Below are 16,597 nucleotides of genomic sequence, written 5' to 3' on the forward strand. Positions count from 1 at the left end.
TGTACCTGAGAAACCAAGGGGTCAGAGTTGTTGAAAGGTTTTCAACGACTCTGACCCCTTGGTTTCCTTGGCGGATCGGCCAGGTCCGGGAAGCGCTCCAGATCCAGATCCTCCGGGCGATCCAGGTCGGGGAGCACCTCCAGACAACGGACATCCAGCCCGAGATCCTCGGCCCGCTTGCATGTCTCGACGAACACCCGGTCCGTGCCCCAGGGCATGTCCCTGAACAGTTCGGCCTCGGCCCGTCCGGCGCCGATCAGCACGTAACCGCCGTCCTCGGCCGGTCCGAGCACCAGGTCGGCCCCGGCGTCCAGCCAGGTCATGGCCCGGCGCAGATGATCAGCTGTCAGTGCCGGGCAATCCGTACCCGCGAGCACGGCATGTGTGCCGGCGCCGCGGGCATCGTTCAGGGCGCCATGCATGCGTGCCCCCAGGTCCCCGCCCGCCTGCAGGCGAAGGCGCACGTTGTAGCGCCTGGCACACTCGGTGAAGAAATCATCGCTCATGTCCGGCGTGCACCAAAGCTCCACCTCCGCCGGCGCCGCACTCCGGGCGGTCTCCAGGGTCCGGTGGATCAGGCGTTCGTGCAGGAGCGCCGCGCCCGCCGGACCGAGCGCGGGAATCAGGCGGGTCTTGGTCTCTCCCGGCCGGGGGGCCCGCGCAAACACCTGGATACGCATCAGCGGTACCAACGGGCCAGTGTTTCCGGGCTCGCACCCAGCGCATAGGCGCCGCGCAGCCACCACATGAGCACGATGGTGCGCAGGATGCCTCGCGTTTCCCAGCGTCGGCTGGACGTGATCAGGCGCCGCCTCAGGCAGGCCGGGCGCCCGGCGTGGCGCTTGAGGCGCCGGCTCATGTCGATGTCCTCCATGAGCGGGATCTCCGCAAATCCCTTCACGGCATGAAAGACCTCGGCATGCATGAACAACCCCTGGTCACCGGTGGCAATGCCGGTCAGGCGCGAGCGCAGGTTCATGAGGGTTTCAACCACGCGCAACAGCGGATGGGCGCCGGACAATCGGACGTCGAACCGGCCCCAGGCCCGTCTGGCCAGGGCGGCCTCCATGAGCCGGTCGGCATCGGCGGGAACGCCGGAATCGGCGTGCAGGAACCACAATGCCCGACCGCGCGCCAGCCGGGCACCCGCATTCATCTGTAGGGCACGCCCGCGTGCGTGCTCCAGTATCCGGTCCACGCGGCCCTCTGCCCGTTTCAGCGTGTCGTCGCTGCTGCCGCCGTCCACCAGGATCACTTCACAGCCCCTTGAACGCAGGGGTTCAAGGGCGTCCAGCAACGCATCTAGCCCGCATATCTCACCACCGTTCGTAGCGAGGGCGTCGAGATGCCGCTGTGACGGGGCGCGCGGACCGGAAGACGGCGCAGGCGTAGCCGACACTACGTCAAGCCGGCTGGAGGGAGCACGCCCCGTCACAGCGAGCAGATCGGCGGCCGCAGTAGAAGGGCGGTGAGATATGCGGGCCAGGTTATGCCCTTCATTCAGGACCGGAATGATGACGGACAGCCACGGCGGCTCCTCGATCGCTGCACTCACACGCCCTTCCCACCTGTCACCGGCAGACCCGCCCGGGTCCAGGCCTCCATGCCACCCTGCACCACTCTCGCCTCGGACACACCGGCTGCCGCCAGGGCCCGCTGGGCTTTCGCCGAACGCCGGTCGGTGCGGCAGATCAGCGCCACCGGCCCGGCATGGGCCTCGGCGACGCGTTGCGGGTCGGCCAGCAGCTCGTCCAGGGGCAGTAAAACCGCGCGGTCCACGTGGCCCTCGGCGAACTCGGCGGGGCTGCGCACGTCCAGGAGGGTCACACGTTCCTGCGCCAATGCCTCGTGGAGTTCAGTGACCGTGAGATCCCGGCCCCTGCGAAGGCGCGTGACCAGGCGCGGCAGGAACAACGCCACGGCCAGCAGGGCCAGCGCGATCAGGATCGTGCGGATGAGGTTCTCGCCACCGGCAATCGCTTCGCGCCCCGCATACCCAAGGTAGGTATAGGCGATGGCGCCCGGCGCCATGCACACGAAGGTGGCCAGCACGTAGGGAACGATGGGAATGCGGGTCAGGCCCAGGGCATAGTTCAGGAGATTGTAGGGAAACAGCGGCACCAGGCGCGTGAAGGCAACGAAACGCCAGCCCTCCTGTTCCACGCCCCGGATGAGCGTGGCGAGCCGCCCGCCCGCGCGCCGGCTCACCCAGTCCGAGGCCGCATAGCGGGACACGAGAAAGGCCAGGATGGCGCCCACCGTGGCCCCGGTGAGGCTGTAGAGGCTGCCCCACACCGGGCCGAACAGGGCACCGCCTGCCAGCGTCAGCACGGAACCCGGCAGAAAGAAAACCGCGGCCAGCGCATAGATGCCCATGAAGAGCCAGGGCGCCCCGGGCCCGAGCCCCCCGATCCAGACCTCCAGCGCGTCCACCGTGAGCCGGTCCCGGAAGGTCACGGCCACCGCGATCCCCGCGATGACCACCGCCACCAGCGCGATGCGAAGCCCGAAACGTCGCCTGTCCACGCGCGTCACTCCCAGCGCCGCCGGTTGATGGCGTAGTCGGTGACCTTGCCCACAAACGGCATGAGCAGCATTCCCTTCAGGCCATCGCACTGTCGGGGGTCACGGAAGGTGGAGATGCCGATGGTCATGCCGTCGTGCCCTTGCCGGGGCTGTGCACGGTAGGTTCCGAACAGTCGATCCCACCAGGGCAGGTTGAAGCCAAAATTGGAGTTGGTCTCGTCATCCTCCACGGAATGATGTACCCGGTGCATGTCCGGTGTCACGACGATCAGCCGCAGCCAGCGGTCCAGCCCGATGGGCAGGCGAAGGTTGCTGTGGTTGAACATGGAGGTGGCATTGAGCGCGATCTCGAAGATGATCACGGCCAGCACCGGTGCACCCAGCACGGCGATCACGCCGAACTTGATGATCATGGACAGGATGATCTCCAGGGGGTGAAAACGAAGCCCCGTGGTGACGTCGAAATCCAGGTCCGCATGGTGCACGCGATGCAGCCGCCACAGGGCCGGCACCGCGTGCACCATCACGTGCTGCAGCCAGATCATGAAGTCCAGCACGATCACCGAAACCAGCACCGCAACCCAGTAGGGAAACTCAAAGGTGTTGAATATCCCCCACCCCGCCGACTGGGCGAACAGCGCCATGCCCACGGCGGCGGCGGGGAACAGCAGACGCAGCAGGACGGTGTTGATCACCACGATGCCCAGATTGCTTGTCCAGCGCTGAAGTCGCGACAGGGAGCGCCCCCGTCGAGGCCACCACGCCTCGGACAGCGCCAGCAGCAGAAGGATGCCGAGAAAGAACCCGAGCCGCAGCGTGGCCTCATGGTTCATGACCCATTCACTCATGATCCGGTGTCTCCCGTCACTGATCAGCCGATTCGTGAGCCGATTGTAGTTTTAAACCAAGTCTTATTCAAGAGATCGTTTGACGATTTCATGTACACGCATAATCCACCCGGGATCGCGCCTGATTGCGTACCTTCCCAATTCACGATTCCCACTTCAAACTTCAAACGGTGTTGCCGGAGACCCTACAGGCCATCATCGCCAGCGTAAGCGCCCTGCTCGTGCTGGCCTTCGCGCTGTTCAGTGCCGCCCATGCGGTGCTCAACAAGCGTGACACCCGTGCCGTCATCGCCTGGGTGGGGCTGATCATGCTGCTGCCACTGGGCGGCTCCATTCTCTACTGGTTGCTGGGCGTCAACCGCATCAAGCGCAAGGCCCGGGCACTTCGCGAATCCGCCGGCCGGGGCGTCCTGCCCCTCGTCGTTGAACCGGCCCGCGTGGGCGAACGCTGGCGCGCGCTGGCGTCCGTGGGTGATGCCCTGGGGCTTTTTCCGCTGTGTGCCGGCAACCGCCTCGCTCCGCTGGTCAACGGCGACGAGGCCTATCCGCAGATGCTGGAGGCCATCGACGCCGCCGAACACAGCATCTCGCTCGCCACATACATCTTCGACCACGATGCCGCCGGCATCCACTTCAGGGACGCGCTGGCCCGGGCGCGGGCGCGCGGTGTGCAGGTACGGGTGCTCATCGACGGGGTGGGTGCGCGCTACAGCCGGCGCAGCATGGTGCGAGAGCTGCGGCGCGTCGGTGTCCCGACCCGGCTCTTCCTGCCCATGCACCTGCCCAGGAGCCTGGCCGCCTTCAACCTGCGCAATCACCGCAAGCTGCTTATCGTGGACGGCCGGCTCGGGTTCACGGGCGGCATGAACATACGCGCCGGCAACCTCCTGGCTGACCCCGGCCGCCATCCCATCCAGGATCTACAGTTTCGTGTGGAGGGGCCTGTGGTTGCGCAGATGCAGCGGGTCTTTGCCGGCGACTGGCATTTCTCCTCCGGTGAGTACTTGCAGGGCGATGCCTGGTTTCCGCATCTGGGGGTGGCCGGCGATGTCTTCGCCCGGGGCGTGCCGGACGGACCCGACGAGCATTTCGAGACGCTTCGCCTGATCATCCATGCCGCCATCGCCGAGGCCCGCCAGCGGGTCACGGTCATGACGCCCTATTTCCTGCCGGACGATGCGCTGATCGCGGCCCTCAACGGTGCCGCGTTGCGTGGCCTGCGCGTGGATATCCTGCTGCCCGAGCGCAACAACCTGCGCCTGGTGCAGTGGGCCTCACAGGCCCTCTACTGGCAACTCCTGGAACGGGGCTGCCGCATCTGGCTCACGCCACCGCCCTTCGACCACACGAAACTCATGCTGGTGGACGGCGAGTGGATCCTGCTGGGCACGGCCAACTGGGACCCGCGCAGCCTGCGCCTGAACTTCGAGTTCAACGTGGAATGCCTGAATCCGGCGTTGGGGGGACACCTGGAACGGTGGGTCGAACAGCGCCGCGCCGCCGCCCGCGAGATCACCCTGGAAGAGGCCGACGCCCGTTCCCTGCCCGTTCAACTCCGCGACGGCGCGGCCCGCTTGCTGACGCCGTATCTTTGAGCTTATTGCTTTTTGGGAGACCAAAAGCGAACCGCGAAGGACGCGAGGGTATGCGCGAAGGGCGCAAAGGAAAACTCCTGTCGAAAACCCTTGCGGCCTTTGCGCATACCTTCGTGTTCCTTCGCGGTCCGCTTTTCAGGCGCACGTGTCAGGACCCGCACCGCACTCGCCACCCCGCAGAATGGCGGGAAGCAAGGAGTCGCCACTTCCCACTTCCCAATTCACCCTTCTCACTTCATACGGGCCTGCCGGTTGCGCCGCCGGAAGTCCTCCAGCTTTTCGCGGATACGCGTCTCCAGCCCGCGATCCACCGGTTGGTAGTAATGCCGCTCCGGCATGTCATCGGGGAAATAGCGCTCGCCCGCCGCAAAACCGTCAGGCTCGTCGTGCGCGTAACGGTAGTCCTTGCCGTAGTCCAGTTCCTTCATGAGTTTCGTGGGCGCGTTGCGAAGGTGCAGGGGCACCTCCAGACTGCCCAGCTCGCGCACGTCGGCCATGGCCCGGCCGTAGGCGGTGTACACGGCGTTGCTCTTGGGTGCGCAGGCGAGATACACCACGGCCTGCGCCAGTGCCAGCTCACCTTCCGGCGAGCCCAGGCGCTCATAGACGTCCCATGCCTGCAGGGCGAGCGTGAGTCCCCGGGGGTCGGCGTTGCCGATGTCCTCGCTTGCCATGCGCACGATACGCCGCGACAGGTACACCAGGTCACAGCCGCCGTCGATCATGCGGCACAGCCAGTAAAGCGACGCGTCCGGATCGGATCCGCGCACCGCCTTGTGCAGGGCCGAGATCTGGTCGTAGAACATCTCACCGCCCTTGTCGAAGCGGCGCAGCCCCTGGCTGGTGACCTCGTCCAGCGTGGCCTCGGTGATCTGCGCCCCCTCGTCGCCTTCTTCCGCCAGATCGGCCGCGATCTCCAGAAGGTTCAGGGCCCGGCGGGCATCGCCGTCAGCGGCCTTCGCCAGGCGATCGCGCAGTTCGTCGGCCATGTGCAGATGGCGCCCGCCCAGGCCCCGCTCGGTGTCGCTCAGCGCGGCGTCGATGATGGCGCGGATATCCGCCTCGGTGAGCGCCTTCAGCACGTAGGTGCGTACACGCGAAAGCAGCGCGTTGTTCAGCTCGAAGGAGGGGTTCTCGGTGGTGGCGCCCACGAAGGCGATGGTGCCGTCCTCCACGTGGGGCAGAAAGGCATCCTGCTGCGCCTTGTTGAAGCGATGCACCTCGTCCACGAACAGCACGGTGGGTTGGCCGCGCATCTGACGGTGTTCTCGCGCCCTGTCCACCGCCGCGCGGATGTCCTTCACGCCTGAGAGCACGGCGGAAAGCGTCAGGAACTGCGCGCCGCAGTAATGGGCGATCATGCGCGCCAGGGTGGTCTTGCCAGTGCCCGGCGGACCCCAGAAGAGCATGGAGTGCAGCCGATCCTCCTCGATGGCCCGACGCAACGGCTTGCCCGGCGCCAGCAGGTGCCCCTGCCCCGCGAACTCGTCCAGCGTCCGCGGCCGCATCCGGTCCGCCAGCGGACGACCCGTCTCCACGGCAACGGCATCAAAAAGATCGGTCATGGTTCAATCATAGCCGCCCCGGGCGCGGCGGGGTCGGAATCAACGGTCAGGCTTTTAAAGCCGACCGCGAAGGAACGCGAAGGTATGCGCGAAGGACGCGAGGAAAAATCATTCGCAAGAAAACCTTGTGCCCTTGGCGCATACCTTTGCGTCCTTCGCGGTGGGCTTTTTCATTTTTTCCCACTTCCCAATTCCCACTTCTCAATTCCGTATCACGTCCACCCCTTCCGGGGCCTCGAAGCGGAAGGTGCGGGAGGGAAATCCGGGGTTGAGGCGCATGTCGGAGAAGCGGATGCGGGTCTGCTGTCCGAACTGGTCGTACAGCACCATCATGCCGATACGCCGATCGTCCATGCCGATGAGGATGCGGGTGAAGTCGGCATCCCGGTCGTGGGGTTCGAGTTCCACCCAGTTCAGGCCGGCGCGTTCACCCACCACCTCGATGTGAAACGATTCGTGCAGCGGGCGTTCCTCCGAGAGCAGGGCGATGGGCGCGCCCGCCAGCACCTGTTCCATGGGCCGCGCCGTGGCCTGGGCGAGGTCCTCGTCATAGGTCCAGAGGAACTGGCCGTCCGCGACGATGAGCTGCCGGTACGGCGTCTCGTAGTCCCAGCGGAACCGGCCGGGGCGCTGCAGCTGCACCTGGCCCTCGGATTTCTGCAGTACCTCGTCCTGTTCGTTGATCACCAGCTGTTCGAATCGCGCCTCGAAACCGGTCACGTCGTTGAAGAAACGATCCAGCTGGGCGCGGGCGTCATCGGCCATGGCCGGTGCGACCACGGACAGCGCCAACAGGAACGTCGTCAGGTATCGGAGCATGCGTGTTGTCTCGAATTGAAAGGATTGAACGTCTCAGTCGTCGCGTCCACCGGGCGCCAGCACCTCGCGGTTACCGTTGGACTGCAGCGCGCTGACCACGCCGGCGGCCTCCATGTCCTCGATCATGCGCGCGGCGCGGTTGTAGCCGATCTTGAGGCGCCGCTGCACATAGGAGATGGACGCCTTGCGGGATTCCAGCACGATGGCCACGGCCTGGTCGTAGAGCGGATCGCTCTCCGGGCCGCCTTCCACCGGTTCCAGCCCCGGGATCGCTGCGGCGCCCGACTCCGGTTCCTCTAGGACCTCGTCCAGGTATTCCGGTTCACCCTGGCTGCGCAGGTGGTCCACCACCTGGTGCACCTCGTGGTCGGCCACGAATGCCCCGTGCACACGCACGGGGTGGGCAGTGCCGGGGGGCAGATAGAGCATGTCGCCGTGGCCGAGCAGCTGTTCCGCACCCATCTGGTCCAGGATGGTGCGCGAATCCACCCGGGAGGAGACCTGGAAAGCCACGCGGGTCGGGATGTTGGCCTTGATCAGGCCGGTGATGACGTCCACGGAGGGCCGCTGTGTGGCCAGGATGAGGTGAATGCCGGCGGCGCGCGCCTTCTGGGCGAGACGGGCAATCAATTCCTCCACCTTCTTGCCCACCACCATCATCATGTCGGCGAACTCGTCCACCACCACCACGACGAACGGCAACGGCCTGAGCTCCGGGGCCGGCGCCTCCTCGTCGAATTCCAGCTGCGGCTTGTGGAAGGGATCGCGCAGGGGTTCGCCCTTTTCCGCCGCCTCCTTCACCTTGCGGTTGTAGCCGGCGATGTTGCGCACGCCCAGGTGCGACATGAGGCGGTAACGGCGTTCCATCTCCGCCACGCTCCAGCGAAGGGCGTTCGAGGCGTCCTTCATATCCGTCACCACCGGCGCGAGCAGATGTGGAATGCCCTCGTACACCGAGAGCTCCAGCATCTTGGGATCGATCAGGATCAGGCGTACCTGGTCCGGTCGCGCCTTGTAGAGCAGCGACAACAGCATGGCGTTGATGGCCACGGACTTGCCGGAGCCCGTGGTGCCCGCCACCAGCAGGTGCGGCATGCGCGCCAGGTCCGCGACAATGGGCACACCGCCGATGTCCTTGCCCAGCGCCAGCGTCAGGGGCGAGGCCGAGTTCTCGAACACCTGTGACTGAAGGATCTCCGAGAGCACCACCAGCTCGCGCTGCTCGTTGGGGATCTCCAGCCCCACCGTGGATTTGCCGGGAATCACCTCCACGATGCGCACACTGATCACCGACAGTGCGCGCGCCAGGTCCTTGGCCAGCCCGCTGATGCGGCTCACCTTCACACCCGCCGCCGGCTGCAGTTCGAAGCGCGTGATCACGGGCCCCGGGTGCACGGCCACCACCTCCACATCCACGCCGAAATCCTTGAGCTTGATCTCCACCTGGCGTGACATGGCCTCCAGGCTGGCCTCGGAATAACCACCCTCGTGGGGCGTTGCCTGATCCAGCAGCGCAAGGGGCGGCAGCGCGTCCGAGCGTGCCCCCTTGAACAGCGGAATCTGCTTCTCCCGCTGGACCCGTTCGCTGGGCGGCAGCTTGCTGACCACCGGTTCGATGCGTGGTTTCGGCCGGGCGCGTACCTTCTCGGTCTCCGCCCGGACAACGGTCTCCCGGGCCTCTCGCGCCTTGCGCCCTGCCCGGCGCTCCAGGGCCTCGACGACGCGCTCACGCACGGTGTTCATGAACACCAGGGTGTAATGACCGACGGTGTCCATGACGGCAAACCACGACAAGCCCGTGAAGAGCGTGACACCGGCCAGGAACAGGGCCAGCAGCAGCAGCGTGGTGCCTACCATGCCGAAGCCCGAGATCAGCAGAACGCTCAGAACCTCTCCGAGAATGCCACCGGCATTGAGCGGCAGCACGCCGGGTCCGAAATGCATGGTGGCAAGGCCGCAGCCGGAGGCCAGGGTCAGCACGAACCCGGCCCAGCGAATGCCCAGCGTGCGCAGGTCCAGTTCCCCCGTGTCCGCTCGCCCCCGGTAAAGCAGCCAACCGCTGTAGCCGACGATCACCGGCGCCAGATACGCCAGGTAACCAAACAGGTAGAAGAACACATCCGCAAACCAGGCCCCCACCCGGCCGCCCAGATTGGTCACCCGAAGCCCGCTGCCGGTGTGGGACCAGCCGGGATCCGCCGGGTTGAACGTGATCAGGGCGATGAGCAGGTACGCGGCTGCCGCGCCAAGCACCAGCAGTGCCCCTTCCCGCAGCCCACGCCCCACATGCGCCGAAAGCGGCCTGCCGCCGGTCTTCTTCTGAGTCGCCTGGGCCAAGATTCAGTATCCGCGTGAGGAATAAATCGTAATTCTATGAATTAAATTACAAATTTGGAAGCATGAAATGACTGGTACGGAGCGATTGTCCCATGTTCACAAGTCCTGCCTGCCACTTCATCCTTCAACCTTCTTCCTTCATCCTTGATCTTCCAACTCCGCCTTCACCGCCGGATTCACGTACGCCCCCGCGCGCACGTTGACGCCTTCCATCAGCGCCGGATCCTCATCCCAGTCCGGCGAGGCCAGGCGCAGGACGTGCGGGATCAGGCTCGCCGACAGGGCCTGGGAGGCGGTGCGGGGTACGGCACCGGGCATGTTGGTCACACAGAAATGACTCACGCCTTCCTCCACGTAGACCGGATCTTCGTAGGTGGTGGGCCGCGTGGTCTCCATGCAGCCGCCCTGATCGACGGAGATGTCGATGGCCACGCTGCCGGGCGCCATGCACCGGATCATTTCGCGGCTGACCAGGTGCGGTGCGCGTCGCCCCGGCAACAGCACCGCCCCGATCAGCAGGTCCGCCGAGGGCAGAGTCTCCCCGATGGCCTGCTGGTAGGCGTAGAGGGCGGTCACATTGTGGCCCACGGCCCGCATGGCGTTCATGCGCTCCCGGTCGATGTCGAACACGGTCACCCGCGCCCCGAGGGCGACGGCCGTGTGCACCGCCGCGCCGCCTGCCACACCGGCCCCGAGCACCACCACATGCCCGCGGTGTGCCCCGGCCAGCCCGCCCAGCAACAGCCCTCTGCCGCCGTGGGGCTGGTGCAGGAGGTATGTACCCACCTGGAGCGCCAGGCGCCCCGCGATCTCACTCATGGGGGCGAGCAGCGGAAGGATGCCACCCGCGCGCACCGTTTCGAAGGCCACCGCGGTCAGCCCGACCTCCTTCAGCCGTGCCCCCAGGTCCCGATTGGCCGCCAGGTGCAGGTAACAGAAAAGGCGATGGTGGGCCCGAAGATGCGCCAGGTCGGCCTCCTGGGGCTCCTTGACCTTGACGATCAGTTCCGCAGCCTCATACACGCTGGCCGCATCCGCCAGGACCTGTGCGCCGGCCGCCTGGTAGTCCGCATTCCGGTAGCCGCTGTTGTGGCCGGCGCCGGCCTGCACAAGCACCTCGTGGCCGTGGCGGATCAGTTCGGCACAGGCCGCGGGCACCAGCCCCACACGGCCTTCCAATGGCTTGATTTCAGTGGGTATTCCGACCTTCATAGGGCGTCCTTGAGGCATGTGCTCGGGGAGACGGGGCGTGACTTGCCGGGGTGGCGCCGGGATAATACGGGCCCCGCGCGTCGCCGAACCCGGGTGGGCGGATCATGTCCCATCCGTTGCCGCCCGATGCGCCACAGGATCACACCCTACCAGACCGACAAGAAATCAGGAGTCAGTATACATGAGCGAATCCAAGCACTGCCGGCTGCTCATCCTGGGATCCGGCCCCGCCGGGTACACGGCTGCCGTCTATGCCGCGCGGGCGAATCTCAACCCGGTGCTGATCACGGGCCTCGAACAGGGCGGCCAGCTGACCACCACCACGGACGTGGACAACTGGCCCGGCGACGACCAGGGGGTCCAGGGCCCGGAGCTGATGGAGCGCATGAAGCGCCACGCGGAAAGATTCGATACCGAAGTGATTTTCGATCACGTCAACGAGGTGGATCTCTCGGAGCGCCCCTTCCGGCTCAAGGGAGACGTGGGCGGCTACACTTGCGATGCCCTGATCATCGCCACCGGGGCCTCGGCCATGTACCTGGGTCTGCCCTCCGAGGAGGCGTTCAAGGGCAAGGGTGTTTCCGCCTGCGCCACCTGTGACGGCTTTTTTTACCGCAACCAGAAGGTGGCCGTGATCGGCGGCGGCAACACGGCGGTGGAGGAAGCCCTGTACCTCTCCAACATCGCCGAGCATGTGACGCTGGTGCATCGTCGCGACAAGCTGCGCAGCGAGAAGATCCTGCAGGACCACCTGTTCGCCAGGGAGAAGGAAGGCAAGGTCACCATCGAATGGGACCATGTGCTCGACGAGGTGCTGGGTGATGACTCGGGCGTGACCGGCATGCGCATCAAGCACGTCAAATCCGGCGAGACCCGCGACATCGACCTGATGGGCGTATTCATCGCCATCGGCCACAAGCCCAACACCGGCATCTTCGAGGGTCAGCTGGAGATGCACAACGGCTACATCAAGGTGCAGAGCGGCACCGCAGGCAACGCCACCGCCACCAGCGTGCCGGGGGTGTTTGCGGCCGGCGACGTGATGGACCACGTGTACCGCCAGGCGGTCACCTCCGCCGGCACCGGCTGCATGGCCGCCCTGGATGCCGAGCGTTTCCTGGAGGAAAACGGTTGAATCCCATCCGGAGACCGGACATCAACGACAGGACGGTGACCTGAATCCGTGCCGCCGTGTTCGACGCGTTCCTGCGAGCGGAGGGAATTTGCGGCGGGGTCGCCGCTCCTGGAAGGTTCTGGTCATGAGCATTCGCACTTCCCGACTCACACCTCCCACTTTAGCCCGGATATCTCACCGGGACCGGTGAGATATGCGGGTTAATCCTGGCATGAACATCCGGATCGTCGAGCGACTTGACCAGGTGCCGGCACAGGCGTGGGACGCCCTGGGCGGCGATCGCAATCCCCTCGTCAGCCACGCCTTCCTGGCCGGGCTCGAACGCTATGATTGCCTGGGCCCGCGCTACGGCTGGCTGCCCCGGCACGTGCTGATCGAGGATGACGCGGGTGGGCTGCAGGCCGCCATGCCCATGTATGCCAAGACCAACGGCTACGGGGAATTCGTGTTCGACTGGGCCTGGCAATCCGCCTGGGAGCGTTCCGGACTGGCCTACTATCCCAAACTGGTGGTGTCCGTCCCCTATACGCCGGCCACGGGGCCGCGCCTGCTGGTGCGCTCCGGGGCCGACGGGCCGATGCTGCGTCAGGCGTTGATCCGCGCGGGTATCCGGTTCGCTCGCGACCATCGGGTCTCCGGTCTGCACTGGCTGTTCCCCGATGACGCGGACCTGGAGAGCCTGCGCGCAGAGGGGCTCTCCCTGCGTATGGGCTGCCAGTACCACTGGCGCAACGACGGCTACCGGGATTTCGACGATTTCCTTGACCGCTTCAGTTCAAAGAAGCGCAAGAACGTGCGCCGCGAACGACGCAGGGTCAGCGAACAGGGCATTGCCCTGCGCATCCTCCACGGAAACGAGGTGCCGGACGGCCTGTGGGAGACCTTTCATGGCTTCTACATGGACACCTTCGAGAAGAAGATGGGCATTCCCACGCTGAGCCTGGACTTCTTTCGCGAGACCGGCCGGGCACTGGGGCGCGGCGTGGTCATGGTGCTCGCGGAGCATGACGGCGCGCCCGTGGCTGCCGCCCTGTGCTACCGCGGCAGCGACAGCCTCTATGGACGCTACTGGGGATGCGCCCGTGACTACGACGGCCTGCATTTCGAGGCCTGCTACTATCAGGGCATCGAGTACTGCATTCGGGAGGGACTGGCCCGCTTCGAACCCGGTGCCCAGGGGGAACACAAGATCCCCCGCGGTTTCCTGCCCACGCCCACCTGGTCGGCCCACTGGCTGGCCCACGAGGAACTGGGTGCGGCCGTGGCCGACTTCTGCCACAGGGAACAACAGGTCATGGGGCGCCACTGTCGCCAGCTCATGGCGCATTCCCCGTTCCGCGACGGTCAGGGGCCCGCGGACGTGGGAGCCGTCGGATCATGGAGAGGCTGAGCACGGTCATGTATCCCCTCACCTGGCTTCATCCCGGGCAGGCGGACGAACCCTTCCCCCATCCGGACCGTGCGCTCACAGAGCCCAACGGGCTGCTCGCGGCGGGCGGCGATCTGAGCCTGCCCCGGCTCCTGCGTGCCTATCGCGAGGGCATCTTCCCCTGGTACGAGGCCGGCCAGCCGATCCTGTGGTGGTCGCCCGATCCTCGCACCGTGCTGGTCCCTTCCGAGGTTCACGTCAGCCGCAGCCTGCGCAAGGTGCTGCGCAGCGGACGCTTTCGGATCAGCTTTGACGAGGCCTTCGCCCAGGTGATCCGCGGATGCGCGGAACCGCGCCGCGGGGTGCATGGCACCTGGATCACCTACGGGATGCAGCAGGCGTTCAACCAGCTGTACGAGGCCGGTTACGCCCACTCGGTGGAGGTCTGGCAGGACGAGGCACTGGTGGGCGGGCTGTACGGTGTCTCCCTGGGCCGCATGTTCTACGGCGAGTCGATGTTCAGCCGGGTCAGTGATGGTTCCAAGGTGGCATTGGTGGTGCTTTGCAGACATCTGGAACACTGGGGATATCCGCTCGTGGACAGCCAGACACCCTCGGGCCATCTGACCCGCATGGGCGCCCGCTCCATGCCGCGGCGCGAGTTCCGTCAGTGGCTCGATCGCCTGTGCGCCCTGCCCCCCCACAGCGACCGTTGGTCGGCTGATCCGGAACTTGTACGTCGCTGAGCCCGCGTTCAAATGGACGCCCTCCCGGGTGCCCGGTAATCTTGCGCCATGATCGACACAGCGGAGAGGCCGATCCCCCCGTCCATTGAACGCTTTCGGGTACTTCGGCTACTCGGGACGGGCGCGCAAGGCGCGGTCTACCTGGCCCACGATCCGGTGCTGGACCGCCGCGTGGCCATCAAGACCTTCACGGACGAACCGCTCAGCGACGCGGCGGCGCAGGAAGCGCTCATGAACGAAGCGCGCATCGTCAGTCGCTTCAAGCATCCGCACATCGTTCCCATCTATGAGGCCGGGCATTATGAGCACGGCGTCTACCTGGTGTTCGAATACGTGGAGGGCGATACGCTCGCCCAACTGCTGGAACGCGGACCGTTGCCCATCGAGCGGGCACTGGCGGTCATGCGTGATGTGCTGGACGCCGTGGCGGCCGCCCATGAACAGCACATCCTGCACCGGGACCTGAAACCCGCCAATGTACTGATCGGCAGTGACGGCCGGGCGCGCATCGCCGATTTCGGCATCGCCATGCCGGTGGAAGCGGTCAGCGAAGCCAACCGCCTGTGGGGCACGCCCCGCTATCTGTCGCCGGAGCAGCTGGACGGCCGCCCGGTGACCGAACGCGCCGACGTGTTCGCCCTTGGTGTTCTGCTCTACGAGATGCTCACCGGCCGAAAGGCGTTCGACGGCAGTACTACCCAAGAGGTCCTTGAACAGGTCACCGCGCGTGAACTGAAACCGCCATCACTGGTATGCGACGGTGGGGACGAGCGCTTTGATGCCCTGATCCTGCGCGCCACGCGCAAGGCGCCGGACGAACGCTTCGCCAGCGCCGTGGAGTTCCGCGAGGCCTTCGCCGAGGCCGTCCATACCGGCGGCGACGGCAATGGCGGCGGTTCCCTGGACTTCGTCATGCGGCGCATCCGCAGGAAGCCGGACTTCCCCGGCATTTCGAGCCACATCCGGGAGATCACGCAATGCTCCGGTGACGCCTCCCGGCGTTCCGTGGGCGAACTCTCCAACGCGGTGCTGAAGGACTACGCCACCACCCAGAAGCTCCTGCGTCTTGCCAACTCCTCCTACTACGGCAATTTCGGAGGCAACATCCACACGGTGTCGCGCGCCATCGTGGTGCTGGGTTTCGAACAGGTGCGCACCACCGCCCTCGGGCTGGTGCTGTTTGAAAACCTCAAGAGCGGCCGACACTCCAGCCGCCTCATGGAGGCCCTGCTCGGCAGCCTGTTCAGCGCCATGCTGGCGCGCAATCTTGCCAGGGATCTGCGCGAAGTGGACAGCGAGCAGGCCTTCGTGTGCACGCTGTTCCACGATCTGGGCCGGATGCTGGTGTTGTACTACTTTCCCGAGGAAGCGGACGAGATTCGCATCCTCACCGAGCAGGACGTGGCGCAGGACACCGCGGCGAAGCAGGTCCTGGGCGTTTCCTATGAACGGCTCGCACGCACCGTGCTCGAGGACTGGAACTTCCCCAGGGAGATCGTGACGGCCGTGGAACGGGCGCCGGCGGGCACACTGCCGGCGGCGCCTGATCCTGCCCGCAAACTGCACCGCATCACCACCCTGGCCTCCGAGATGGCCCAAACGATCATGCAGGCCAATCCGGATCTGCAGGACGCCCGTCTGGCCGCCCTGCAGAAACGCTACAAGCAGGCGCTTTCCATCGATTCCAGGCGCACCCGCAAGGTCATGCAGGACGCACGGGAGGATCTGGAACGGTTCCTGAGCGTGGTGAAGCTGCCAAAGGAGGGCCAGGCTCAACTGATCCGGCTTCAGGCGAATCTGGGTGTCGGCCAGGTGGATGACGACACCGTGGTGGGGATGATCGACGAAGCGGAGACGCCGACCGCGACGGAACAACCCGTGCAGAACCCGGAGCAGCAGGTGGCCACCCTCATGGAGGGTCTGACCGAGATGCTCGGTGCCATGGTGGGCGATTTCGAGCTCAATGCCCTCCTTCAGTCCGCCCTGGAGAACGTCTACCGCACGCTGAACCTGCGCCGGATCCTGCTGATGCTCTCCGACGCCGAGCGCACCACGCTGGTCGCGCACACTGCCTTCGGCCACGACGCCGAGACACTGGCGGGTCGCTTGCGACTGAACATCACGGGCGGACGCGACATCCTCTCTCTGGTCATGCACCAGGGCAAGGACCTGGTGATCACCGACAGCCGCGACGCGAAGATCAGCAAGTATATCCCGAAGGATTTCAGCGACGTGCTCGACGCCCGGAGTTTCCTGTTGCTGCCCCTGCTGATCCGCGATCGCAGCATCGGCATGCTGTACCTGGAGTTGCGCGGCAGCCAGGTGCTGGACGACAAGGTGGTCAACGCCGTCAAGGCCCTGCGCAATCAGACGGCGCTGGCGATCCGGGAAGCACGGGGGAGTTTGGGAAGGATGAAGGATGAAGGATGAATAGGAGCCGTCCGA

13 protein-coding genes are annotated in these 16,597 nt (G+C 65.8%); 5 read left to right on the forward strand and 8 right to left on the reverse strand.

Annotation, left to right across the window (positions count from 1 at the left end):
- Positions 1-41: 41 nt before the first annotated feature.
- The 4 genes from B1C78_RS05570 to B1C78_RS05585 form a co-directional block, all read right to left on the reverse strand.
- Entirely contained in the window at positions 42-680 is a 639-nt protein-coding gene (locus B1C78_RS05570; protein ID WP_077278162.1) for a TIGR04282 family arsenosugar biosynthesis glycosyltransferase, read from the reverse strand.
- Positions 680-1,315: a TIGR04283 family arsenosugar biosynthesis glycosyltransferase gene (locus B1C78_RS05575; protein ID WP_077278199.1), complete on the reverse strand. Its 636-nt coding sequence runs from the start codon at positions 1,313-1,315 to the stop codon at positions 680-682. Before B1C78_RS05575 ends, B1C78_RS05570 begins: the two co-directional genes overlap by 1 nt.
- Positions 1,316-1,551: 236 nt before the next feature.
- Positions 1,552-2,526 (reverse strand): VTT domain-containing protein, encoded by a 975-nt coding sequence (locus B1C78_RS05580; RefSeq protein ID WP_139349818.1) that lies wholly within the window; start codon positions 2,524-2,526, stop codon positions 1,552-1,554.
- A 5-nt stretch (positions 2,527-2,531) separates the two neighbouring features.
- The gene (locus B1C78_RS05585) at positions 2,532-3,374 is read right to left on the reverse strand and encodes a sterol desaturase family protein (RefSeq protein WP_077278164.1); all 843 of its coding nucleotides are present in this window, start codon (positions 3,372-3,374) and stop codon (positions 2,532-2,534) included.
- Positions 3,375-3,547: 173 nt separating this feature from the next.
- Between B1C78_RS05585 and B1C78_RS05590 the strand changes: the two genes are divergently transcribed.
- Positions 3,548-4,969 carry a phospholipase D-like domain-containing protein gene (locus B1C78_RS05590; RefSeq protein ID WP_077278165.1) on the forward strand — a complete coding sequence of 474 codons (1,422 nt, stop codon included), beginning with the start codon at positions 3,548-3,550 and terminating at the stop codon, positions 4,967-4,969.
- A 230-nt stretch (positions 4,970-5,199) separates the two neighbouring features.
- On the opposite strand, the gene B1C78_RS05595 is transcribed toward B1C78_RS05590, so the two are convergent.
- From B1C78_RS05595 to ald, 4 genes are all read right to left on the reverse strand, one after another.
- The gene (locus B1C78_RS05595) at positions 5,200-6,534 is read right to left on the reverse strand and encodes a replication-associated recombination protein A (RefSeq protein ID WP_077278166.1); all 1,335 of its coding nucleotides are present in this window, start codon (positions 6,532-6,534) and stop codon (positions 5,200-5,202) included.
- A 201-nt stretch (positions 6,535-6,735) separates the two neighbouring features.
- Positions 6,736-7,353 (reverse strand): outer membrane lipoprotein periplasmic chaperone LolA, encoded by a 618-nt coding sequence (gene lolA / locus B1C78_RS05600; protein WP_077278167.1) that lies wholly within the window; start codon positions 7,351-7,353, stop codon positions 6,736-6,738.
- A gap of 33 nt (positions 7,354-7,386) precedes the next feature.
- Positions 7,387-9,690 carry a DNA translocase FtsK gene (locus B1C78_RS05605; RefSeq protein WP_077278168.1) on the reverse strand — a complete coding sequence of 768 codons (2,304 nt, stop codon included), beginning with the start codon at positions 9,688-9,690 and terminating at the stop codon, positions 7,387-7,389.
- A gap of 138 nt (positions 9,691-9,828) precedes the next feature.
- On the reverse strand, positions 9,829-10,902 hold the full coding sequence (ald, locus tag B1C78_RS05610) for an alanine dehydrogenase (protein WP_077278169.1): 1,074 nt from the start codon (positions 10,900-10,902) through the stop codon (positions 9,829-9,831).
- Positions 10,903-11,083: 181 nt separating this feature from the next.
- Here ald and trxB point away from each other — a divergent pair, with 181 nt between their 5' ends.
- The 4 genes from trxB to B1C78_RS05630 all read left to right on the forward strand — a co-directional run bounded on the left by trxB (position 11,084) and on the right by B1C78_RS05630 (position 16,582).
- A complete protein-coding gene (gene trxB / locus B1C78_RS05615) occupies positions 11,084-12,037 on the forward strand; it encodes a thioredoxin-disulfide reductase (protein WP_077278170.1) in 954 nt (317 codons plus the stop codon).
- Between the two features lie 211 nt (positions 12,038-12,248).
- Complete coding sequence (locus B1C78_RS05620; RefSeq protein ID WP_077278171.1) at positions 12,249-13,427, forward strand: GNAT family N-acetyltransferase; 1,179 nt, start codon at positions 12,249-12,251, stop codon at positions 13,425-13,427.
- A gap of 8 nt (positions 13,428-13,435) precedes the next feature.
- Positions 13,436-14,152: a leucyl/phenylalanyl-tRNA--protein transferase gene (gene aat / locus B1C78_RS05625; protein WP_077278200.1), complete on the forward strand. Its 717-nt coding sequence runs from the start codon at positions 13,436-13,438 to the stop codon at positions 14,150-14,152.
- 48 nt (positions 14,153-14,200) lie between these two features.
- Positions 14,201-16,582 (forward strand): serine/threonine protein kinase, encoded by a 2,382-nt coding sequence (locus B1C78_RS05630; protein ID WP_077278172.1) that lies wholly within the window; start codon positions 14,201-14,203, stop codon positions 16,580-16,582.
- The last annotated feature ends 15 nt before the right edge of the window (positions 16,583-16,597 follow it).

This window comes from Thioalkalivibrio denitrificans, from assembly GCF_002000365.1.
GTDB lineage: Bacteria > Pseudomonadota > Gammaproteobacteria > Ectothiorhodospirales > Ectothiorhodospiraceae > Thioalkalivibrio_A > Thioalkalivibrio_A denitrificans.

Coding starts and splice junctions, on each gene's coding strand:
- B1C78_RS05570 (WP_077278162.1), bottom strand. CDS start 680: ATGCGTATCCAGGTGTTTGCGCGGGCCCCCCGGCCGGGAGAGACCAAG.
- B1C78_RS05585 (WP_077278164.1), bottom strand. CDS start 3,374: ATGAGTGAATGGGTCATGAACCATGAGGCCACGCTGCGGCTCGGGTTC.
- B1C78_RS05595 (WP_077278166.1), bottom strand. CDS start 6,534: ATGACCGATCTTTTTGATGCCGTTGCCGTGGAGACGGGTCGTCCGCTG.
- lolA (WP_077278167.1), bottom strand. CDS start 7,353: ATGCTCCGATACCTGACGACGTTCCTGTTGGCGCTGTCCGTGGTCGCA.
- ald (WP_077278169.1), bottom strand. CDS start 10,902: ATGAAGGTCGGAATACCCACTGAAATCAAGCCATTGGAAGGCCGTGTG.
- trxB (WP_077278170.1), top strand. CDS start 11,084: ATGAGCGAATCCAAGCACTGCCGGCTGCTCATCCTGGGATCCGGCCCC.
- B1C78_RS05620 (WP_077278171.1), top strand. CDS start 12,249: ATGAACATCCGGATCGTCGAGCGACTTGACCAGGTGCCGGCACAGGCG.
- aat (WP_077278200.1), top strand. CDS start 13,436: ATGTATCCCCTCACCTGGCTTCATCCCGGGCAGGCGGACGAACCCTTC.
- B1C78_RS05630 (WP_077278172.1), top strand. CDS start 14,201: ATGATCGACACAGCGGAGAGGCCGATCCCCCCGTCCATTGAACGCTTT.